Origin of the sequence: Shinella yambaruensis (assembly GCF_022899355.1) — a bacterium.
Lineage (GTDB): Bacteria > Pseudomonadota > Alphaproteobacteria > Rhizobiales > Rhizobiaceae > Shinella > Shinella yambaruensis.
On record NZ_JALJCK010000005.1, the window covers coordinates 415,064 to 433,549 of the forward strand.

The window sequence follows — 18,486 nt, forward strand, 5'->3', positions numbered from 1 at the left end:
CGTTCCGGCCTGCAACAATCAGGCATTGCCGCGGATCATGTCCGCCGCCTTTTCCCCGATCATGATCGTCGCCGCATTGGTGTTGGACCCCACGAGGCTCGGCATGGTGGAACTGTCGCAGATGCGGATGCCGTCGAGGCCATGCACGCGCAGTTGCGGATCGACCACCGCCATCTCGTCCCGCCCCATCTTGCAGGTGCAGGTGGGATGGTAGGAGGTCCGGCCGTACTGGCGCGTATAGGCGACATAGTCTTCCTGCGTGCGCACGTTGCCGTCGGGAAAGCGCAGCGTCTTGATGTATTTCTGCAAGGACGGCTGGCTGAAAATCTCCTGGCTGATCTTCACGCCCTCCACGGAAATCCGCACATCATCGGGGTCGGCGAGGAAGTTCGGATCGACAAGCGGCAAGGCGCGCGGATCGGCCGAGCGCAAGGTCACGCTTCCCCGCGATTTCGGCCGAAGCGTATAGGAATTGAGCGTTATGCCGGACGCGCCCTTCGGCACGCTCGGAACGCCTGCCTCCGCGCCCGCACCCGCGAGGAAATGGAATTGCAGGTCCGGGCAGGGACTATCCTTGTCGCCGTACCAGAATGCCCCGCCCTCCACCACGTTGGAGGTGATCGGGCCGGACTTGAACAGGGCGTATTGAATGCCAGCCCAGAGCGACCAGTGCAGCTTGTTGTACTTGTCGAGGCTGTCGTGGTTCTTCAGCTCCGCGACGATATCGACACCGAAATGGTCCTGCAGGTTCCGGCCGACGCCGGCCATGTCCTGCACGACGTCGATGCCGTGGCGCCGCAACGCGTCGGCCGGGCCGATACCCGAAAGCATCATCAGCTTCGGCGTGCCGATGGCGCCCGAGGTGAGGAGCACTTCGCTTTCCGCCCGCGCGGTCTTGCGTTTGCCGCCGACGTCATAGTCGACACCCATGGCGCGGCGCCCCTTGAAGACGATGCGCAAGACGAGCGCGCCGGTGACGACCGTCAGGTTCGGTCGCTGCAGGACCGGCCGCAGATAGCCGACGGCTGCCGAGCAGCGGCGGTTGTCGCGCGTCGTGGCCTGGTAGACGCCGGCGCCTTCCTGTACCGGGCCATTGAAATCAGGGTTGTAGGGGATGCCGAACTCCTGGCAGCTCTGCACGAAGGCACGCGTCATGCGCTGCGGCTCAGGAATGTTCGAGACACCAAGCGGTCCGTCCGTTCCATGCCAGGCACCGGAGAGGATGGAATTGCCCTCCGAACGCAGGAAATATTTCTGGACGTCCTTGAAGCCCCAGCCCTCGGCCCCTTCCGCGACCCAACGGTCGTAATCGCTGGGATGGCCGCGCGTGAAAACCTCGGCGTTGATGGAGGAGCCGCCGCCCAGCACCCTGGCCTGCGCGTAGAGAATCTCGCGGTTGCCGGCATGCTTCTGGGGGACGGTCTTCAGCCCCCAGGTCAGCGGGCCTGTCGTCATCTTCGCAAAGCCGACAGGCATGTGGATCAGCGGGTGGCTATCGCGCCCGCCCGCTTCGATGAGGCACACCCGCGCGGACGGATTTTCCGAAAGCCGCGCCGCCAGCACGCAGCCGGCGCTGCCGCCGCCGACGATGACGTAGTCGTAACCCTCTGTCATCACGCGATCCAATGCGTCCGCTTGCCGATCTCCACATGAACGGACTTCACCTGGGTATATTCCTCCACACCATACATGCCGGCTTCGCGGCCCCAACCGGACTGCTTGAAGCCACCGAGCGGCATTTCGGGACCGCCCGCCATGATGGTGTTGACCCAGAAGCGGCCGGCACGCACCCGACGGCTCACCGTCAGCGCCTTGTCGATGTTCTTCGTCCAGACACTCGCCGCAAGGCCGTAAACGGTATCATTGGCAAGCTGGATGGCTTCCTCGACCGTGTCGAAATGCATGGAGCAGAGAACCGGGCCGAAAATCTCGTCACGGGCGATCGGCATGTCGCGCGAGACGCCGGAGAAGAGGGTCGGCGCGATATACTGGCCCCGACCGAGATCGATCGGCCCGCCGCCGGCCAGAAGCCGCGCACCCGCCGCCTTGCCCCTGGCAATATAGTCTAGGATCGTGGCGTTCTGCGCCTCGGTGGTGATCGCACCGACCTGCGTCGCCTCGTCCAGCGGATCGCCGACGCGGATCTTCGCCATCTTTTCGGCGAGGAGCTTCTCGAAGTCGGCGGCGACCGAGCGCTCGACGATCAGCCGCGAGGACGAGACGCAGCACTGCCCGGTGTTGAAGCTGATGCCAAAGGCCGCGCCGTCCGCCGCGTCCTCCAGATCGGCATCGGAAAAGACGATGATCGGGTTCTTGCCGCCGAGTTCCAGGCCGAGCTTCTTGAAATTGCTGTCGGCGGCGGCATGGACGCAGGAGCGGCCGACCGCCGTGGAGCCGGTGAAGGACAGCATGTCCACGTCCGGATGCTCCGACAGCGCCTGACCGATCACGCGGCCGGAACCGGTGACGACATTGTAGACCCCGGCAGGCAGACCCGCTTCCGCCAGCACTTCGGCGAGCAGCAGCGTGGTGGCGGAGGTGACTTCGGAGGGCTTCACGACCATCGTGCAGCCGGAAGCGAGGATGAAGGGCACGCGCTCGCACAGGATCAGGAACGGGAAGTTCCACGGCGTGATCAGGCCGACGACGCCGATCGGCTCGTGCAGCACCATGCCGAAGAGATCGTCACCGAGCGAATTGAAGCTGTCGCCATGCAGCATGCGCGCCGCACCGGCGCCGACCTCGAAGCAGGCGATGCAATGGTCGATTTCGCCACGCGCCTGGGAGATCGGCTTACCGTTTTCGAGCACCTCCCAATAGGCGATCTCGTCGCGGCGGCGGCGCAGGATTTCAGCGACGCGCAGCAGGACGCCGGCGCGAGCGGCACCGGAAAGGCCCGACCAGCGGCGATCCTCGAAGGCGAGCCGTGCCGCGGCGACGGCGGCGTTCAGGTCCTCCACCGTGCAGCGAACCGTACGCGTGACGGGCGTGCCATGACCCGGCGAGGCGCGCTCGAAGCGCTCCGTTCCATCCCTCCACTGCCCATCGACGAAGAAACCGAAGTTGCGTGCCGCGGTCGGCGTAGAAAGATGCGGGTTTTTCTGGTCCATGAAATCCTCCACTTCGATGGTATTTACGCCGAAACGGCGATTTGCGTCTTCAGGTCCTGCGGCCGGTCGCCGAGGGTTTCGAAAGCCTGCTGGATATTCTCCAGCGTATAGCTCGCCTTGGTGAAATCGCTCGTGCGGAAACGACCGTGCGATAGAAGGGTCAGCGCATCATGCATATCCTCTCCCATGCCGGCGACGGAGCCCTTCAGGCTCGTTTCCTCCAACACCGTGCGCAGAATATCGACGGGTACGGTCTCACCCGGCGGCGTGATGCCGAAAAAGGCGACATGGCCGCCCCGACGCGCCAGATCGAACGCCTGTTTATAAAGTCTCCGGCTGCCGACGCTTTCGATGACGAGATCAGCCCCTCGCCCGGCGGTCATTTTCCGCACGATCGGCTCTAGCTGGGCCGGATCGGCAACCGCGGCATCCGCTCCCGCCTCCATGGCCATTCGGCAGCGATCGGCGGACAGGTCGGCGACGATGATGGGCGCGGTGCCGATCAGCCGCATCATCTGCACATGCAGATTGCCGATCGGCCCGGCGCCGAAAACGACGACCGACTGGCCGAGTGCGGCCTTCGCCTTGCGCGCGGCGCGGACGACACAGGAAACCGGCTCGGTCAAGGCAAGCACGTCGTCTGCAATGTCGGCGGAGACCGGAATCGTCAAGCGCGCGGGAACGGCGACATATTCGGCGAAGGCGCCGTCCCGGCTGATGCCGACCTGGACGACTTCGGCGCAGTTCAGCACCTCGTTGCGGCGGCACCAGAAGCAGGTGTCGCAGCCGATATTGATGTCGACGACGACCCGCGCGCTGATATCGAGGTGACGGACATTGGCTCCACGCCCGGCGATCGTGCCGCAGAACTCGTGGCCGAGGATCAACGGCAGCCGGTCGGCCGCATAATGGCCATTGAAGATATGGATGTCCGTGCCGCAGATTCCGGTGCGCGTCACCCGCACCAGCACGTCCTCCGGCCCGATGTTCGGGATGGGGACCTCACGGAGCTCGAAGCGTTTCGGCGCGGTCAGGACGGCGGCGCGCATGGTCGTCATTGCCTGCCCTCACTTCACGGTGCGCAGCTTGGCGCGGTCGATGGTCAGCGCGATGGCGACGATGAGCACGATGCCGAAGACGATCTGCTGGCGCGTCGCGTCGATCTCGAAATAGAGCATCGAGGCGCGGATGACGGCGACGATCAGCGTGCCGACGACCGTGTTGGCGACGCCGCCGACACCGCCGGTCAGCGGCGTGCCGCCGACCAGCACGGCGACGATGGCCGGCAGCAGGAAGCCGTTGGCGATGGTCGGCGCGCCGCCCGAAAGTTTCACTGCGAAGAGCAGGCCGGCGATGGCCGCAAGCGCACCCGAGATCGCGAAGGCGAGGATCTTGTAGCGCGCGACGTTGAGCCCGGAGGCCGCGGCCGCCAGCTCGCCGGCGCCGACCGCCTTGAGGGCACGTCCAAGCGTCGTGCGGCGCTCGATGAACAGGCAGATGGCGACGAGGACAGCCGCGATCAGCAACTCGTTCGGCACGCCCCAGGTGCGGCCGATCATCCAGCCGAAGGTCTCGTTGCGTTGCGCCGCATCCATGTTGAGTGCGCGCTGGCCGGAAAGCCATTGCGCAATCGAGAAGGCGATGCCGCCGACGGCGAGCGTCGAGATGAAGGACGGCACGAAGAGCCGCGTCGTCACATAGCCGGAGAGCATGCCGAGCAGGAAGCCGGCCATCACGCAAAGCACGGCGACCCACGCGCCCATGGAGGCGAGATAGACCGAGGCGATGACCGTCACCATATTGGCCATGGACTGGGCCGAAAGGTCGATGCCGCCGATATAGATGGCGAAGGTGAGCCCGAGCGCCATGATGAACAGCGGCACGATATCGCCGGCGATGCCGAGGAGGTTCGAGGGACGCAGGAAGCCGGGATCGTTGATGCCGACGATCGCGACGAGCACGACCAGCGTGATCCAGGGCAGGTGCGGTTTGAGGCGCTGAATATCCATCTTGTCCCTCAGATCATGTAGTGCAGCAGGTCGAAGGGCGTCGGCTTTGCACCAGGTTCGCAGGCAAACTGCTTCTGGATGCGCCCGTCCTTGACGACGATGATGGTGTGCGACAGGCCGATCGCCTCTTCCAGCGTATCGGCGACCAGCACGATGCCGACGCCCGCCGCGCTCATGGCGCGGATCATGTCGTAGACATCCTCCTTGGCGCCGATGTCGAGACCACGCGTCGGGTGGTCGAGCAACATGATATCCGAGCCGGCGGAGCGCCATTTGGCAAGCACGACCTTCTGCTGGTTGCCGCCGGAGAGGTTGCCGCAATCGGCGAATTCGGAATGCGCCTTGATCGAGAGCTTCCTGATCCAGTCGCGCGCCAGAGCCCGTTCTTCCGAAACGCGCAGAACGCCGCCGCTCGAATGCTTCTTCATCTGTGAGAGCGTCATGTTCTCGTAGACGTTCATGCCGGCGACGATGCCTTCGATCTTGCGCTCGCGCGGCACATAGCCGACGCCGTGGGCGACCGACTGGCGCGGCGAGAAGGCGGCGGCGTCCTCGCCCTTGATGCGAAGCCGGCCGGACGTCGCCGTCAGCATGCCGTAGATCGTGCGCAGGATCGCCTCGCGGCCGGAACCCTCCGTTCCGACGAGGCAGAGGACCTCGCCGGCATGCAGCTTGAGGGAAATATCCTGGATGCGGCCGGGCAGGCCGACACGCTCCATCTCGACCAGCACCTTCGCTGCTTCATACGGTTTCTGCAGGTGCTCGCGGTAGTATTCCTTGTCGACGTTGCGGCCGACCATCTTGTGCTGGATGGCCTCGGCCGCCGCCCCGCCACGTTCGACGACGTCGACCACCTCACCGTCCTTCATGACGTAGATGCGGTCCGAAAGGTCCATGACTTCGTCCATGCGGTGCGAGACGAAGATGAAGGAGGCGCGCGTCGTCAGTTCGCGAACGAGCTTGAAGAGCAGCTGCACCTCGTCCTTCGACAGGACCGATGTCGGTTCGTCGAGCAGGATGACGAGATCGCCATCGACCCGTTCCTCCAGCGTCAGAACCTTGGCGAGCTCGACGAGCTGGCGCTGGGCGAAGGAGAGTTTCGACGTGACCATTGCGGGATCGATGCCGAGCTTCACCTTCGCAAGTTGCGCCTTCGCCGCCTTCGCCATCGCCTTCCAGTCGACGACCCCGAAGCGGACGAACTGGCGTTCGTAACCGAGGAAGATGTTCTCCATGACCGTGAGGTTGGGGATCAGCGACTGTTCCTGGAACACCATCCCGATGCCCTTCTCCATCGCCTGGCGCGGATTGGCGAAGCGGACGGACGACCCCTTGATCAGGATCTGGCCGCCATCCGGCTGGTAGGCGCCGTAGATGACCTTCATCAGGGTCGACTTGCCGGCGCCGTTCTCGCCGACGAGGCCGACGATCTCGCCGCGCCTGATATGGAAATCGATGGCCTTCAGCGCGTGAACACCGGGGAATTTCTTGTCGACGGCTTTCAGCTCGTACATGGCGCGCCTCACTTGACGAAGGAAAGCATCTTGCGGTCGGTCGAAAGCACGACGGCAAGGATGACGAGCAGGCCGAGCACGCCGGCTTGCAGGAAGTCCGGCAGCCCGATGACGACCATGCCGTTGTCGATGACATTGACGATCAGCACGCCGACGAGCGCATTCCACACGCCGCCGATGCCGCCCCACAACGCAACGCCACCAACGACCACGGACGTGATGGAAACGAACATGAAATTGGCGCCCGTCACGGATTCCGCCTGCCCGATGCGGGCGACGACGAGGACCGCCGCGATGGCATAGAAGACGCCGGCCAGCGCGAAGCCCGTGACGCGGACGCGGGTGACATTGAGACCGGAGGCATGGGCAAGGTCCTCGCCGCCGCCGACGGCGTAGAAGTTGCGGCCGAGCGTCGTGTGGGTCTGGATGAACCAGCCGACGAGCAGGAAGAAGGCCGCGACATAGACCATCAGCGGGAAGCCGAGCCAGCGCACCGTGAGCAGGCCGCGGAAAGCCGCATCGCTGACCTTTACGATATCGCCACCGGTGAGCAGGATCGCGGCACCCGTCCCGACGAAACCCATGGCGAGGCTCGCCATGAAGGACGGGATCTTCAGCTTCACATGCACCAGCCCGTTGAGAAGCCCGATCAGGCCGCCGAGGGCGAGCGTTAACGGGATGGCAATCCAACCGAGCCCGGCGAGCGAGCCGCCGAGTTGGGCGAAGATGAAGGCGAAAGAGACCGCCGTGAGCGAGACCGTCCCCTCCATGGAAAGGTCGATCGAGCCCATGACGATGATGAAGGTGACGCCGACGGCGACCATCAGGGCCGGGGACGCCGCAATCGCGATGCGGGCAAAGTTCCGCAGAGAGAAGAATGTCGGATTGAGCGCGGTGAAAAAGATCACCAGCGCAAGCAGCACCAGCAACGGCGCCCACTTGATCAAGGTTTCGCGCGATATGCGACGTGTCACGTCAGACACCCCTCTTCCCGATGAATTTTAGGGAGTGCGGCGGCAGCGCTTCTGGCTGCCGCCGAGTTCGCTGAAGGATCAGTACTGGATCTGGCCGTTCGACGGCCCCCAGAAGTCCTTCCAGTCATAGGCCGGAACGGAGTCGAGGTACTTCGCCTTGAATTCCGCCGCATCCCTGGCCGTGACGAGGATCGTCGGGCCGTAGAATTCGCGGTGCTCCTTCGGCTCCTCGGAAGGCTTGAAGGTGCCGATGGCGGCATGGTAGGCGAGCGCCGCGCTGATGCCGCCGCCCCAGTGGGGATTGGTGAAGACTGTGGCGAGCAACTGGCCGTCCATAACCATCTGCACGGCTTCCGGATTGCCGTCATAGGCAACGATCGGCATGTCCTCGATGCCCTCGGCGCGCAGCGCCTCGATGACGCCATAAGCGATATTGTCGTTGGCGCAATGCACGCCCTTGATCTTGTCGCCGTAGCGCGTGAGGAAGGAAGCCATCAGGGCGGCGCCCTTCTGGGTGTCCCAGTCGGCCGGCTGCGCGTCGAGCAGCTCGATGTTCGGGAAATCCTTGAGCGCATTCTTGAGGCCGGCAAGGCGCTCGGCGGCCGGATTGTTGGCCGCGATGCCGCCAAGGTGAACGACGCCGCCTTCCCCGCCCATGGCCTCGAACAGGATGCGGGCCGTCTCCTCGGCGGGCTTCACATCGGACCAGGTCATGTGGGCGACATAGTTGTCACCGAAGTCCCAGGGGTGCAGGTCGTCGGTCTTGTTCCAGATCGTCGAAATGTAGGCGCCAGCCGCCTGGACCGCCTCGACGACGGGGCGGGCGTTCGGGCTGTCATTGGCATCGCAGGCGATGGCGCAATTGCCGTTGTTCTTGGCAAGGAAGGCCTTGATGTCGGAGAGCGACTTCTCGGTCGAGCCCTCGTTGATCAGGCTGACGAGCGCGCTCTTCGGCTTGCCGAGCGATTCCACGAAGGCTTCGCCGCCGGAAACGACCGAGTTCCAGTAGGCGGACGCCCTGTCACGATAGCTCCAGGCGATCGCCGGGTCCGTCAGCGCCGCCGCGGCGGTGCCGCCGCCGAAAACACCCGGCACCGCGGCCGCGCCGAAACCGGCCGCCGTGGCGAAAAGAAAGTTGCGGCGGCTGATTGTTTCCCGCTCGATGAAATCCTTGATGAAGGTCGACATTGGCTCCTCCGGCTCCCGTTTGAAAATGCAGCTTGCGTTACGGCAGATTTGGCAGGCCACACCGTACGGATGCCTCCGATCCGCAATGTGCGCTGCGCCATTAACGCACTAACTAGTTACTGCATTATTGCCATCGCCGTCAAGTGGGATACACTGGCCTGGAGCGCGCCGCACGGTTCGTCTGTTTTCGACGACGCGCGATTCGTGCATATATGACCGAGACAGTGGAAACCTTGACCGCGGCGGAGAACAGTTTTGACAACGACAGGCGACCAGCAGGAAAAACCAGGCCGCAAGCCGCGCATCCGCGACGCGGAGGCCACCAAGGCCCGCATTCTCGAGGCCGCCAAAAAAGAGTTCGCGAAGAACGGTCTGGGTGGTGCGAGAGTTGATGACATCGCCGAAAAGGCGAAAGCCAACAAGCGCATGATCTACCACTATTTCGAAAGCAAGGAGGGGCTGTTCCAGACCGTCCTGGAAGAGGCGTATCTCGACATCCGCAGCGCGGAGCAGAAACTCCACCTGGAGGATCTCGATCCGAAGGCCGCGCTCGAACAGCTGGTTCGCTTTACCTGGGAATATTACCTCAAGAACCCAGAGTTTCTCACCCTCGTCAACAGCGAGAACCTGCACCGCGCGAAGCACCTGAAAAAATCGGAAATCGTCAAGTCCTCCAGCCGCAAGCTTGTCGGCATGGTCTCGAACATCCTCGACCGTGGCGTGAAGGCAGGCGTCTTCCGCGACGGCATCGATCCGGTGCAGCTCAACATCACGATCGCCGCCGTCGGCTACTATTATCTGACGAACCGCTTCACCGGTTCGATCATCTACGAGCGGGACCTGATGGCCAGGGAAGCCTTGGAGCAGCGCATCCGGTTCAACATCGAAACGATCACGCGCCTGGTCGCCGTTTGACATGACCTGTCTGCGCCGCACGCCATGAAACGATCCGGAATCAAGGACGTTGCTGCGGCAGCAGGCGTATCGGTCGCAACGGCATCCTACGTGCTCTCGGGAACCGGGCGCTCCTCCGAGGCGACGCGCAAGCGCGTGCTGGCGGCCGCCAACGCACTCGGCTTCATTCGCGATGCCTCGGCGGCACGTCTGCGCACCGGCAAATCGAACCTCGTCGGCGTCATTCTCAACAATATCATCAATCCATTCTTCAGCGAGCTCGTAGCCTCGCTGGAAGCCACCGTCTACGAAGCGGGAGGGCTCACGCTTCTGGCGACCGCCCAGAACGACCCGGTTCGGCAAGAGCAGCTTTTGGCCTCGATGGTGGCGCAGGGCGTCGGCAGCGTCATCCTGTCCCCTGTCCACGGGACCGCATTGGCTGACCTGGCCCCCATGCTCGGTCACGGACTACCACTCGTCCTGTGCGTTCGCGACCTGGCCGGCAGCCAGGCGGCGTTTGTCGGCGTCGACGACGAAAAATCCGGCTATCTGGCGGCCAGCTGCCTGCTTGCCGCCGGGCACCGCTCGATGGTTTTCATCGGTGGCTATCCCCACACCAGCACCTGGGACGGCCGTTGCGCCGGCATCCGGCGGGCACTTGCCCGCGCCGGTTTGCCGGAAGCGGCGTGCCGGCTGGTTCCGGGGCTCATGCATCCCGATTTCGCCGAGGAGAAGATGCTTTGGCTGGCATCCCAAGGCATCCTCCCGAATGCCGTGATCTGCTTCAACGACGACCAGGCCTCAGGCGCCTATCGCGCGTCCCGCAAATTGGGCATGATCGTGGGACGCGATATCTCGATCGTCGGCTTCGACAACATTCCGCAGGGTCGCATCCTTGAGCCGGAACTGACGACCGTCGATATCCGACCGGCGCTGATCGGACAAATGTCTGCTGAAATTGCCCTTCGCCGCGTCTTCTCGAGCACCAACACCGCCCCTCGCCATCGGCTTGAGCCAATCCTCGTTCAGCGGAAATCCGTCATCACAGCCTGAATCGCACATTCGCCTGCGCTTTCCCCTTGACTGCGAGCTTCGTTTGGTTAATCGTTTCAAGTAACGGACTAGTTACATACTAGTGAGGAAGGCGATGGACGCGGATTACATTGTCGTCGGTGGAGGCTCGGCCGGATGTGTGATCGCCGCACGGCTGACGGAAGATGCCGACATGACGGTCCTCCTGCTGGAGGCAGGCCCGCGCGACCGGTCCGTCCTGTTCCATTGGCCGGCCGGCTTTGCCAAGATGACGAAGGGCATTGCGAGTTGGGGCTGGTCCACCGTGCCGCAAAAGCACCTGCGCGATCGTGTGCTCTGGTTCACCCAGGCAAAAGTCATCGGCGGCGGATCGAGCATAAACGCGCAGATCTATACCCGCGGCAACCGCCGGGACTACGATGCCTGGGCCGAGGAGCACGGCTGCCTTGGCTGGGCCTATCGCGATGTCCTGCCCTACTTCAAGCGCGCCGAGGGAAACGAGCGGTTTTCCGAACCCTTCCACGGCACGGACGGTCCGCTCGGCGTGTCGATGCCGCGCGCCGCGCTGCCGATCTGCGAAGCCTTCGTGCGCGCCGGGCAGCAATGGGGCATGCCCTACAATCCCGATTTCAACGGCCGGCATCAGGCAGGCGTCGGCTTCTATCAGCTGACACAGCGGGATGTTCGCCGCTCGTCTACCGCCGGAACCTATCTTCGCGACGCCGAGCCGCGAAGGAACCTGACGGTCGAGACCAACGCCCAGGTACGGCGCATTCTCGTTGCCGCCGGCCGCGCGACCGGCGTCGAGATGATGGACGGAACCGTACATCATGCCCGCCGCGAGGTGATCCTGACGGCAGGCGCCATCGGCTCTCCGCGCCTCCTAATGCTCTCGGGCATCGGGCCTGCCGATCATCTGCGCGTGGCAGGCGTTGAAGTCCTGCACGACCTGCCGGGGGTTGGCGAAAACCTGCAGGACCATATCGACATCTGCGTGCTCGCCGAATGCACGGGGCCGCACTCCTATGACGGGGTGCTCAGGCCGGACCGGATGATCGCCGCCGGCCTGCAATATTTCGCCCTCAAATCCGGGCCGGTGGCCTCCTCCCTCTTCGAGACGGGCGGCTTCTGGTATGCCGATCCGGATGCCTTCTGGCCGGACATGCAGTTCCATCTCGGCCAGGGCTCCGGCATCGAAAAGGGCATCGCCACGATCAACGGCTGGGGCGTCACCCTCAATTCCGCCCTCATGCGCCCCCGATCGCGCGGCACGGTGCGCCTTGCCTCTTCCGATCCCGCGGCCGCGCCGCTGATCGACCCGAACTACTGGTCCGATCCCTACGATCGCGAAATCTCGCTGCGCGGGCTGGAAATGGCCCGCGAGATCCTGCGCCAGCCGGCACTGCGCCCCTATCTGCGCCGCGAGGTGCTGCCGGGCGACGGGGTGAAAGACCGCGAGGCCCTGTTCGATTACGCCTGCCGCATGGCAAAGACCGATCATCATCCGGTCGGCACTTGCCGGATGGGCACGGACGACATGGCGGTGGTCGATCCGGAGCTGCGCGTGCGGGGTATTGCCGACCTCCGGGTCTGCGACGCCTCCGTCATGCCGCAGATCAACTCGTCGAACACCAACGCCCCCACGATCATGATCGGCGAAAAGGCCAGCGATCTCATTCGCGGCCTGCCGCCCCTGCCGGCGGCGGACCTGTCGCAAGAGCATGGTCGCAAACGGGAATTGGCCTGATTTATCCAAGGAAGGGGAGGAATTCATGAAAGTCTACGGAATGCAGCATGTGGGCTTCACGGTGCCCGATCTCGACCAGGCGGTGGCGTTTTTCACAGGGCTGTTCGGTGCGGTGGAATGCCTGTCCACCGGCCTCATCGATGTGGATGGCGAATATATGCGGCGGCGTCTCGGTGTGACGTGCAACGCGCGCATCGAGGACATCAAGGTGCTGCGCGTCGGCAACGGCGCCAATCTCGAACTCTTCAAGTACTCCGGCGATGCCGAGCCTGACGCCCCGCTCAAGCGCAACAGCCAGCCCGGCGGCTATCACCTGGCCTTTCAGGTGGACGACTGCAATGCGGCGGCCGCCCGGCTTCGCGCGGCAGGCGTCGAGGTGCTGGACGGGCCGACCTATATCGACGGAGGTCCCATGGAAGGCCTGACCTGGTGTTACCTGAAGGCGCCCTGGGGCCAGTTCCTCGAAATCGTCAGCATGGCGGGTCCCCTGGGCGCCGAGCGGGCGGGTGGTCCCGCACAGTGGTCTCCCGCAACCGATTGATATCGCAATATGCGGCCCCGTACCGCATGGCGTTTCGCCAATTGGTGAAACGTTTCAACAACGGGACTCAACAGGAGGAGAAAATGGGTAGAATGCGAACTCTGGCTTATGCCGTGGCACTCTGCATGGCGACAGCAGGCGCGGCGATGGCCGAAAAGCCATTCGAAGGCGTCGAGCTGAAAATGCTCGGCATCGGCGATACGTCAGTCACCCGCCTTGCCCCGATCGTCGGGGAATTCGAGGCCTTGACCGGCGCGAAGGTGCAGATCGACATGTTTCCCTATCCGGGGCTCGTCGACAAGATCATCATAGAAGCAAGTTCCGATTCGCCGTCCTATCAGTTGCTCTGGGTCGACAGCCCCTGGGTCGGCATGCTCGGCGAGGCCGGCGCACTCGTCGACCTGACGGACCTCGCCAGGCGCGATGCCGCAGACATCAAGCTCGACGACATCATCCCGATCCAGTTGCAGGAAAACACCTGGCAGGGCCAGCTTCTCGCTTTTCCCGCCTCCGGCATGACCTGGCTCAACCAGTACCGCGCCGACCTCTTCGAAAATCCCGGGGAACAGGCCGCGTTCAAGGCGAAATACGGCTACGACCTCGCCGCCCCGACGACATGGGACCAGTATCGCGACATCGCCGAATTCTTCACCCGCAAGAAGGGCGAGAACGCCGGCGGCAAGCCGCTCGAAAACGATCTCTACGGCGCCAGCCAGTCCTACAGCCGCGTCCAGGGCGCCATCACGCATGACTATTTCCCGTTCATGCGCTCGTTCGGCGGCGACTATTGGGACCCGCAGACCGGTCTTTGCGCCATGACGGGCGAACCGCACATCAAGGCGGCCGAATACATGAAGTCGCTGATCCCCTTCAACCCTCCGGACTATCTCGGCCTGATGTGGGACATCCAGTCCGGCTACATGGAGCGCGGCGAGGCTGCTCAGGCCGCCTATTGGTCGGTCCGCTCCGTGCGGCTCACCAACCCCGCGGAAGCCAGGCTCGCGGAAATCGGCAAGGCCGGCTTCGCGGCCAATCCGACGGACGGCGGCAAACCTGAGCCGACCTATACCGGCGCGCTCTCCTTCGCCATCAACGCGAAAGTCTCCGACAAGGAAAAGGAAGCCGCCTGGGCCTTCATCAAATGGTCCACGAGTGAAGACCTGATGCGGCGCTTCGCCACCGAGGGCAACGGCGTCAGCCAGTTCCGCAAGGCGATCCTCGCCGATCCGGACCTGCAGCAGAAATACCCCTACTACAAGGTTCTGCTCGACAGCCAGGCCAATGCCAAGCGCCGCATCTTCCACCCGTTCTACCAAGATGTCGAGGAGACCTTCGGCGTCGAGCTGAACAAGTTCATGGCCGGCGAGACCGCAACGGCTGCGGAAGCGCTGACCACGGCGTGCAATGCGGTCAATTCGCGCCTGAAGATGTTCCCGGTCGAAACGCGCCTGCGCTGGATCAACGACGTGCCGGCGAAGGTCCTTGCGGACTGACGCGCACGTTCGCCGCGCCGCCCCAGCCTCCCCGGGGCGGCGCTTCCCGGAGCATTTCCAGCAAAGTGCGGCACGCGGTTTTGCGTCCGGGAATGCGTCAAAACAAGAGGATAATGCCGGAGTTCCGCCATGGCCTATCAAGCAACGCGCAACAGGCGCATCTTCGTTCTCTTCCTGCTGCCCGTCGTCGCAGTCCTGTTCCTCACGACGATCTATCCGATGCTCTATGCGGGCTGGCTGTCGTTTCGCAATTACGACCTTGCCAAACCCTTCATTCCGCGCATCTTCGTCGGCTGGGCGAACTATGCCGAGATCCTGTCCTCGGGCACGTTCCTGCATGCGCTCGTCACGACGCTGAAGCTGATGGCAATGACGCTCTCCATCCAGCTCGTGCTCGGCGTCGGCATCGCGCTTCTCGTCACGCAGCGCCTGCCCGGCATGGGTGTGGCACGCACGCTTCTGCTCATCCCCATGATGATTTCGCCCGTCATCGTGGGGCTCGTCTGGCTGTTCCTCTATTTCCCGGAACTCGGCTATCTCAACTATTTCCTTAGCCTCGTCGGCCTTTCCGGCGTCGGCTGGATCACCACCACGACCTGGGCGCTCTGGGCGATCGCCATAGCCGACATCTGGCAATGGACGCCCTTCATCATGATGGGCACGGCCGCCGCGCTGCATTCGCTGTCGCCCGAGCCCTACGAGGCGGCGATGATCGACGGAAACTCGCGCTGGGACGTGTTCTGGCGCGTGACGCTGCCGCAGCTGAAGCCCGTTCTGATCAGCCTGATGTTCCTGCGCGCGATCGACGCCTTTAAGATCTACGACATCATCTTCGTGCTGACGAAGGGCGGGCCGGGCGACTCCACCGAAGTGCTCTCCATGTTCATCTATCGCGAGTCCTTCACCTTCTGGCGCATGGGCATGGGCGCCGCGGCGTCCTTCGTCTCGCTCGCCATCATCACGGTCCTCGTCACCTTCTTTTTCAAATCGCTGAACCGCGACCGCTCGGCGCTGGAGTAGCCCCATGAACAAGCCTTCGACCCGTCAGGCCATCCTCGTCTACCTGCTTCTCGCGGTGGTGCTGATCGTCTTCCTGACGCCGATCTATCTCGTCGCTTCCTCCTCGGTGAAGCCTGCGCCCATCATGTTCCAGAAGCCGCCGGCCTTCTTCTTCACGCCGACCTGGGAACACTACCATGTGCTCTTCACCGAGCGTCCGTTCCTGAAGTTCATCGGCAACAGCCTGATCGTCGCCCTCGGCTCGACGGCGATCAGCCTCGTCTTCGGTTCGCTCGCGGCCTATGCGATCAGCCGCATACGCCACAGGCGAATGAACGACGTGGCCTTCTGGATCCTGTCGCTGCGCATGTTCCCGCCCATCACGGTGGTCGTACCCTACTACATCATCTTCAAGACTGCCGGCCTCCTCGACACGCCGCTGGCGCTGATCATCGTCTATTCCACCGCCAACATCCCGCTGGTCGTGTGGCTGATGAAAGGTTTCTTCGACGAGGTGCCGTCGGCACTCGAAGAGGCGGCGATGGTCGACGGCTACGGCATCATCGAGACCTTCTGGCGCGTGACGTTGCCGCTCGCGGCACCCGGCCTCGCGGTCTCGGCGGTGTTCTGCTTCATCTTCTCGTGGAACGAGTTCCTCTTCGCCCTGATGCTCACAGGCTCCAGGGCGCAGACCGCTACCGTCGCCGTCATGTCCTTCTGGTCATCCGATGCCGTCCAGTGGGGCCGCATCATGGCGGGTTCCTTCATCATCCTCATCCCCGGCGTCGTCTTCGTCCTGACCTGCCAGCGCTGGCTGGTCCGCGGCCTGACGATGGGCTCAGTCAAGTAAGGAGGGGCGCATGTCGTCCATTGCACTGGAAAAAGTGGTCAAGCGCTACGGCGCCTTCGAGATCGTCCACGGCATCGACCTTGCCATAGACAAGGGGGAATTCGTCGTGCTTCTCGGCCCGTCGGGCTGCGGCAAGACCACGACGCTGCGCATGGTCGCAGGCCTGGAGGACGTCTCCGACGGAAAGCTCTCGATCGGCGGGCGGGTCGTCAACGACGTGGCGCCCAAGGATCGCGGCGTCGCCATGGTGTTCCAGAACTACGCGCTCTACCCGCACATGACCGTACGGCAGAACATGGAGTTCGCCCTGCGTCCGCTGAAGCTCGCCCCCGGCGAAGTCGACCGGCGCGTTCGGGAGACGGCCGCCATCCTCGGTCTCGACGCCCTGCTGGCGCGCAAGCCTTCTGCACTATCGGGCGGCCAACGGCAACGCGTCGCGATGGGGCGGGCCATGGTGCGCACGCCCGAGGTCTTCCTCTTCGACGAGCCGCTGTCGAACCTCGACGCGAAACTGCGCACGCAGGTGCGCTGGGAGATCGGCAAGCTGCACAAGCGGCTCGGCACCACCATCCTCTACGTCACCCACGACCAGGTGGAGGCCATGACGCTGGCCGACAAGATCGTCATCATGCGGGACGGCCATGTGGAACAGGTGGGCAGCCCGGAAGATGTCTATACCCGCCCCGCCAACACCTTCGTCGCGACGTTCATCGGCAGCCCCGCCATGAATCTGGTGCCGGCGCGCCTGATGGGTGGAAAGCTGCAGGCCGAAGCCTTCACGCTCCCCCTGCCCGACCGCTTCGCCGGCCGCACCGCGGAGGGCCAGGCCGTGCTCATCGGCACAAGGCCATCGGATGTCACGCTGACCGCAGCCGACAACCCGGGCGCCCTGCGCGCCACCGTCGAAGTGACCGAGTATCTCGGCGATGACGCGCTCCTCGACCTCAGGGTCGGCCTGCATGAGATGATCGCCCAGGTTCCTGCCGCCAACCGGCCGGGAAACGACGCGTCGGTCCATGTCACCTTCAACGCGGCCGGCCTGCATCTCTTCGATGCGGCGACCGGCGGCACGCTCCTCTCCTGAAAGCCTCGCCCATGCCAATGGAAATCATCATCCCCTCCCGCCGGACCTTCCAGCTCCGGCCCTATGAGGACCAGCCGCTGCAACGCGGCGAGATACGAGGGCGAACGCTGTGCACGCTGATCAGCCAAGGCACCGAGATCGGTTGGGCCAATGGCGACGCCTTTCCGGTCCGGCCGGGCTATGCCGCAGTCTTCGAGGTCGAGGAGGTCGGCGAAGGCGTGACCGGCGTGACGCGCGGCGAACGGCGCTTTGCGATGGGTTACCATCGATCGAGCCAGACCCACGCGGCCGAACACACCCTGCCGCTGCCGGACGGCATGGCACCCGACACCGCCGTCATCGCACGGCTGATGGGCGTGTCGATGACCACCCTGATGACGACAAAGGCCCGCCCGGGCGATCGTGTCGTCATAACAGGCGCCGGCCCCGTCGGCTTCCTCGCCGCCCATCTGTTCCAGATCTGCGGCTACCGCGTCACGGTGGTCGATCCCGACGCCGTGCGCCGGGAACAGCTCGCCCGCAGCGGCATCAGCGATACGCGTTCGGCCATGCCGCTGGACGATCCCGATCTCGCCGGCCGGGTCGCGCTGGTGGTCGACTGCTCGGGCCACGAGGGTGCCGTGCTGGAAGGCTGCCGCATCATCCGCCGCATGGGAGAAGTGGTCCTCGTCGGCGTTCCCTGGCGCAAACATACCGATCTGACGGCCTATGACGTGCTCAATGCCGTCTTCTTCAACCACGTCACCTTGCGCTCGGGCTGGGAATGGGAACTTCCCATGCACGCCCGCAGCTTTCTCTGGGAGGAACTGCTTGAAGGCTACAACAATGCGCCGCACTCGATTTTCAGCGGCTTGTCCCGTGCCCTGGACTGGCTCGCCGAAGACAAAATCCCGCTTCATGGCCTGGTTCATCATGCAAAGCCGGACGATCCGGCCACGCTCTACGGGGACATCATGGCACGGCATATCGTCGAACCATTCATCGTGCTGGATTGGTCGCAGACGGCTGACCGATAGCCTCGAAGGATGGCTGCGATACCCTGTGCCATAGC

16 protein-coding genes are annotated in these 18,486 nt (G+C 64.0%); 9 read left to right on the top strand and 7 right to left on the bottom strand.

Annotated features, from left to right (window positions below):
* Nucleotides 1-18: 18 nt before the first annotated feature.
* The 7 genes from MUU56_RS14640 to MUU56_RS14670 form a co-directional block, all read right to left on the bottom strand.
* On the bottom strand, nucleotides 19-1,614 hold the full coding sequence (locus tag MUU56_RS14640) for a GMC family oxidoreductase (protein ID WP_244768010.1): 1,596 nt from the start codon (nucleotides 1,612-1,614) through the stop codon (nucleotides 19-21).
* Complete coding sequence (locus MUU56_RS14645; protein WP_244768011.1) at nucleotides 1,614-3,110, bottom strand: aldehyde dehydrogenase family protein; 1,497 nt, start codon at nucleotides 3,108-3,110, stop codon at nucleotides 1,614-1,616. The genes MUU56_RS14640 and MUU56_RS14645 overlap by 1 nt, the downstream gene beginning before the upstream one ends.
* 23 nt (nucleotides 3,111-3,133) lie before the next feature.
* Entirely contained in the window at nucleotides 3,134-4,168 is a 1,035-nt protein-coding gene (locus MUU56_RS14650) for a zinc-dependent alcohol dehydrogenase (RefSeq protein ID WP_244768012.1), read from the bottom strand.
* 9 nt (nucleotides 4,169-4,177) lie between these two features.
* Nucleotides 4,178-5,119, bottom strand: a complete 942-nt coding sequence (locus tag MUU56_RS14655; RefSeq protein ID WP_244768013.1) for an ABC transporter permease — start codon at nucleotides 5,117-5,119, stop codon at nucleotides 4,178-4,180.
* 8 nt (nucleotides 5,120-5,127) lie between these two features.
* Entirely contained in the window at nucleotides 5,128-6,633 is a 1,506-nt protein-coding gene (locus MUU56_RS14660) for a sugar ABC transporter ATP-binding protein (RefSeq protein ID WP_244768014.1), read from the bottom strand.
* A gap of 8 nt (nucleotides 6,634-6,641) precedes the next feature.
* On the bottom strand, nucleotides 6,642-7,607 hold the full coding sequence (locus MUU56_RS14665; protein ID WP_244768015.1) for an ABC transporter permease: 966 nt from the start codon (nucleotides 7,605-7,607) through the stop codon (nucleotides 6,642-6,644).
* A 78-nt stretch (nucleotides 7,608-7,685) separates the two neighbouring features.
* Nucleotides 7,686-8,795 (bottom strand): sugar ABC transporter substrate-binding protein, encoded by a 1,110-nt coding sequence (locus tag MUU56_RS14670; protein WP_244768016.1) that lies wholly within the window; start codon nucleotides 8,793-8,795, stop codon nucleotides 7,686-7,688.
* A 255-nt stretch (nucleotides 8,796-9,050) separates the two neighbouring features.
* Here MUU56_RS14670 and MUU56_RS14675 point away from each other — a divergent pair, with 255 nt between their 5' ends.
* The 9 genes from MUU56_RS14675 (at nucleotide 9,051) to MUU56_RS14715 (ending at nucleotide 18,451) form a co-directional block, all read left to right on the top strand.
* Nucleotides 9,051-9,710: a TetR/AcrR family transcriptional regulator gene (locus MUU56_RS14675; RefSeq protein WP_244768017.1), complete on the top strand. Its 660-nt coding sequence runs from the start codon at nucleotides 9,051-9,053 to the stop codon at nucleotides 9,708-9,710.
* Between the two features lie 24 nt (nucleotides 9,711-9,734).
* Nucleotides 9,735-10,742 (top strand): LacI family DNA-binding transcriptional regulator, encoded by a 1,008-nt coding sequence (locus MUU56_RS14680; protein WP_244768018.1) that lies wholly within the window; start codon nucleotides 9,735-9,737, stop codon nucleotides 10,740-10,742.
* 94 nt (nucleotides 10,743-10,836) lie between these two features.
* Nucleotides 10,837-12,468 carry a GMC family oxidoreductase gene (locus tag MUU56_RS14685; protein ID WP_244768019.1) on the top strand — a complete coding sequence of 544 codons (1,632 nt, stop codon included), beginning with the start codon at nucleotides 10,837-10,839 and terminating at the stop codon, nucleotides 12,466-12,468.
* Nucleotides 12,469-12,493: 25 nt separating this feature from the next.
* A complete protein-coding gene (locus MUU56_RS14690; RefSeq protein ID WP_244768020.1) occupies nucleotides 12,494-13,009 on the top strand; it encodes a VOC family protein in 516 nt (171 codons plus the stop codon).
* Between the two features lie 92 nt (nucleotides 13,010-13,101).
* Complete coding sequence (locus tag MUU56_RS14695) at nucleotides 13,102-14,502, top strand: ABC transporter substrate-binding protein (RefSeq protein WP_244768021.1); 1,401 nt, start codon at nucleotides 13,102-13,104, stop codon at nucleotides 14,500-14,502.
* A gap of 129 nt (nucleotides 14,503-14,631) precedes the next feature.
* Nucleotides 14,632-15,522 carry a carbohydrate ABC transporter permease gene (locus tag MUU56_RS14700; RefSeq protein WP_244768022.1) on the top strand — a complete coding sequence of 297 codons (891 nt, stop codon included), beginning with the start codon at nucleotides 14,632-14,634 and terminating at the stop codon, nucleotides 15,520-15,522.
* 4 nt (nucleotides 15,523-15,526) lie between these two features.
* Nucleotides 15,527-16,351: a carbohydrate ABC transporter permease gene (locus MUU56_RS14705; protein WP_244768023.1), complete on the top strand. Its 825-nt coding sequence runs from the start codon at nucleotides 15,527-15,529 to the stop codon at nucleotides 16,349-16,351.
* Between the two features lie 10 nt (nucleotides 16,352-16,361).
* Nucleotides 16,362-17,435 (top strand): ABC transporter ATP-binding protein, encoded by a 1,074-nt coding sequence (locus tag MUU56_RS14710; RefSeq protein WP_244768024.1) that lies wholly within the window; start codon nucleotides 16,362-16,364, stop codon nucleotides 17,433-17,435.
* A gap of 11 nt (nucleotides 17,436-17,446) precedes the next feature.
* Nucleotides 17,447-18,451 carry a zinc-binding dehydrogenase gene (locus MUU56_RS14715; RefSeq protein ID WP_244768025.1) on the top strand — a complete coding sequence of 335 codons (1,005 nt, stop codon included), beginning with the start codon at nucleotides 17,447-17,449 and terminating at the stop codon, nucleotides 18,449-18,451.
* The last annotated feature ends 35 nt before the right edge of the window (nucleotides 18,452-18,486 follow it).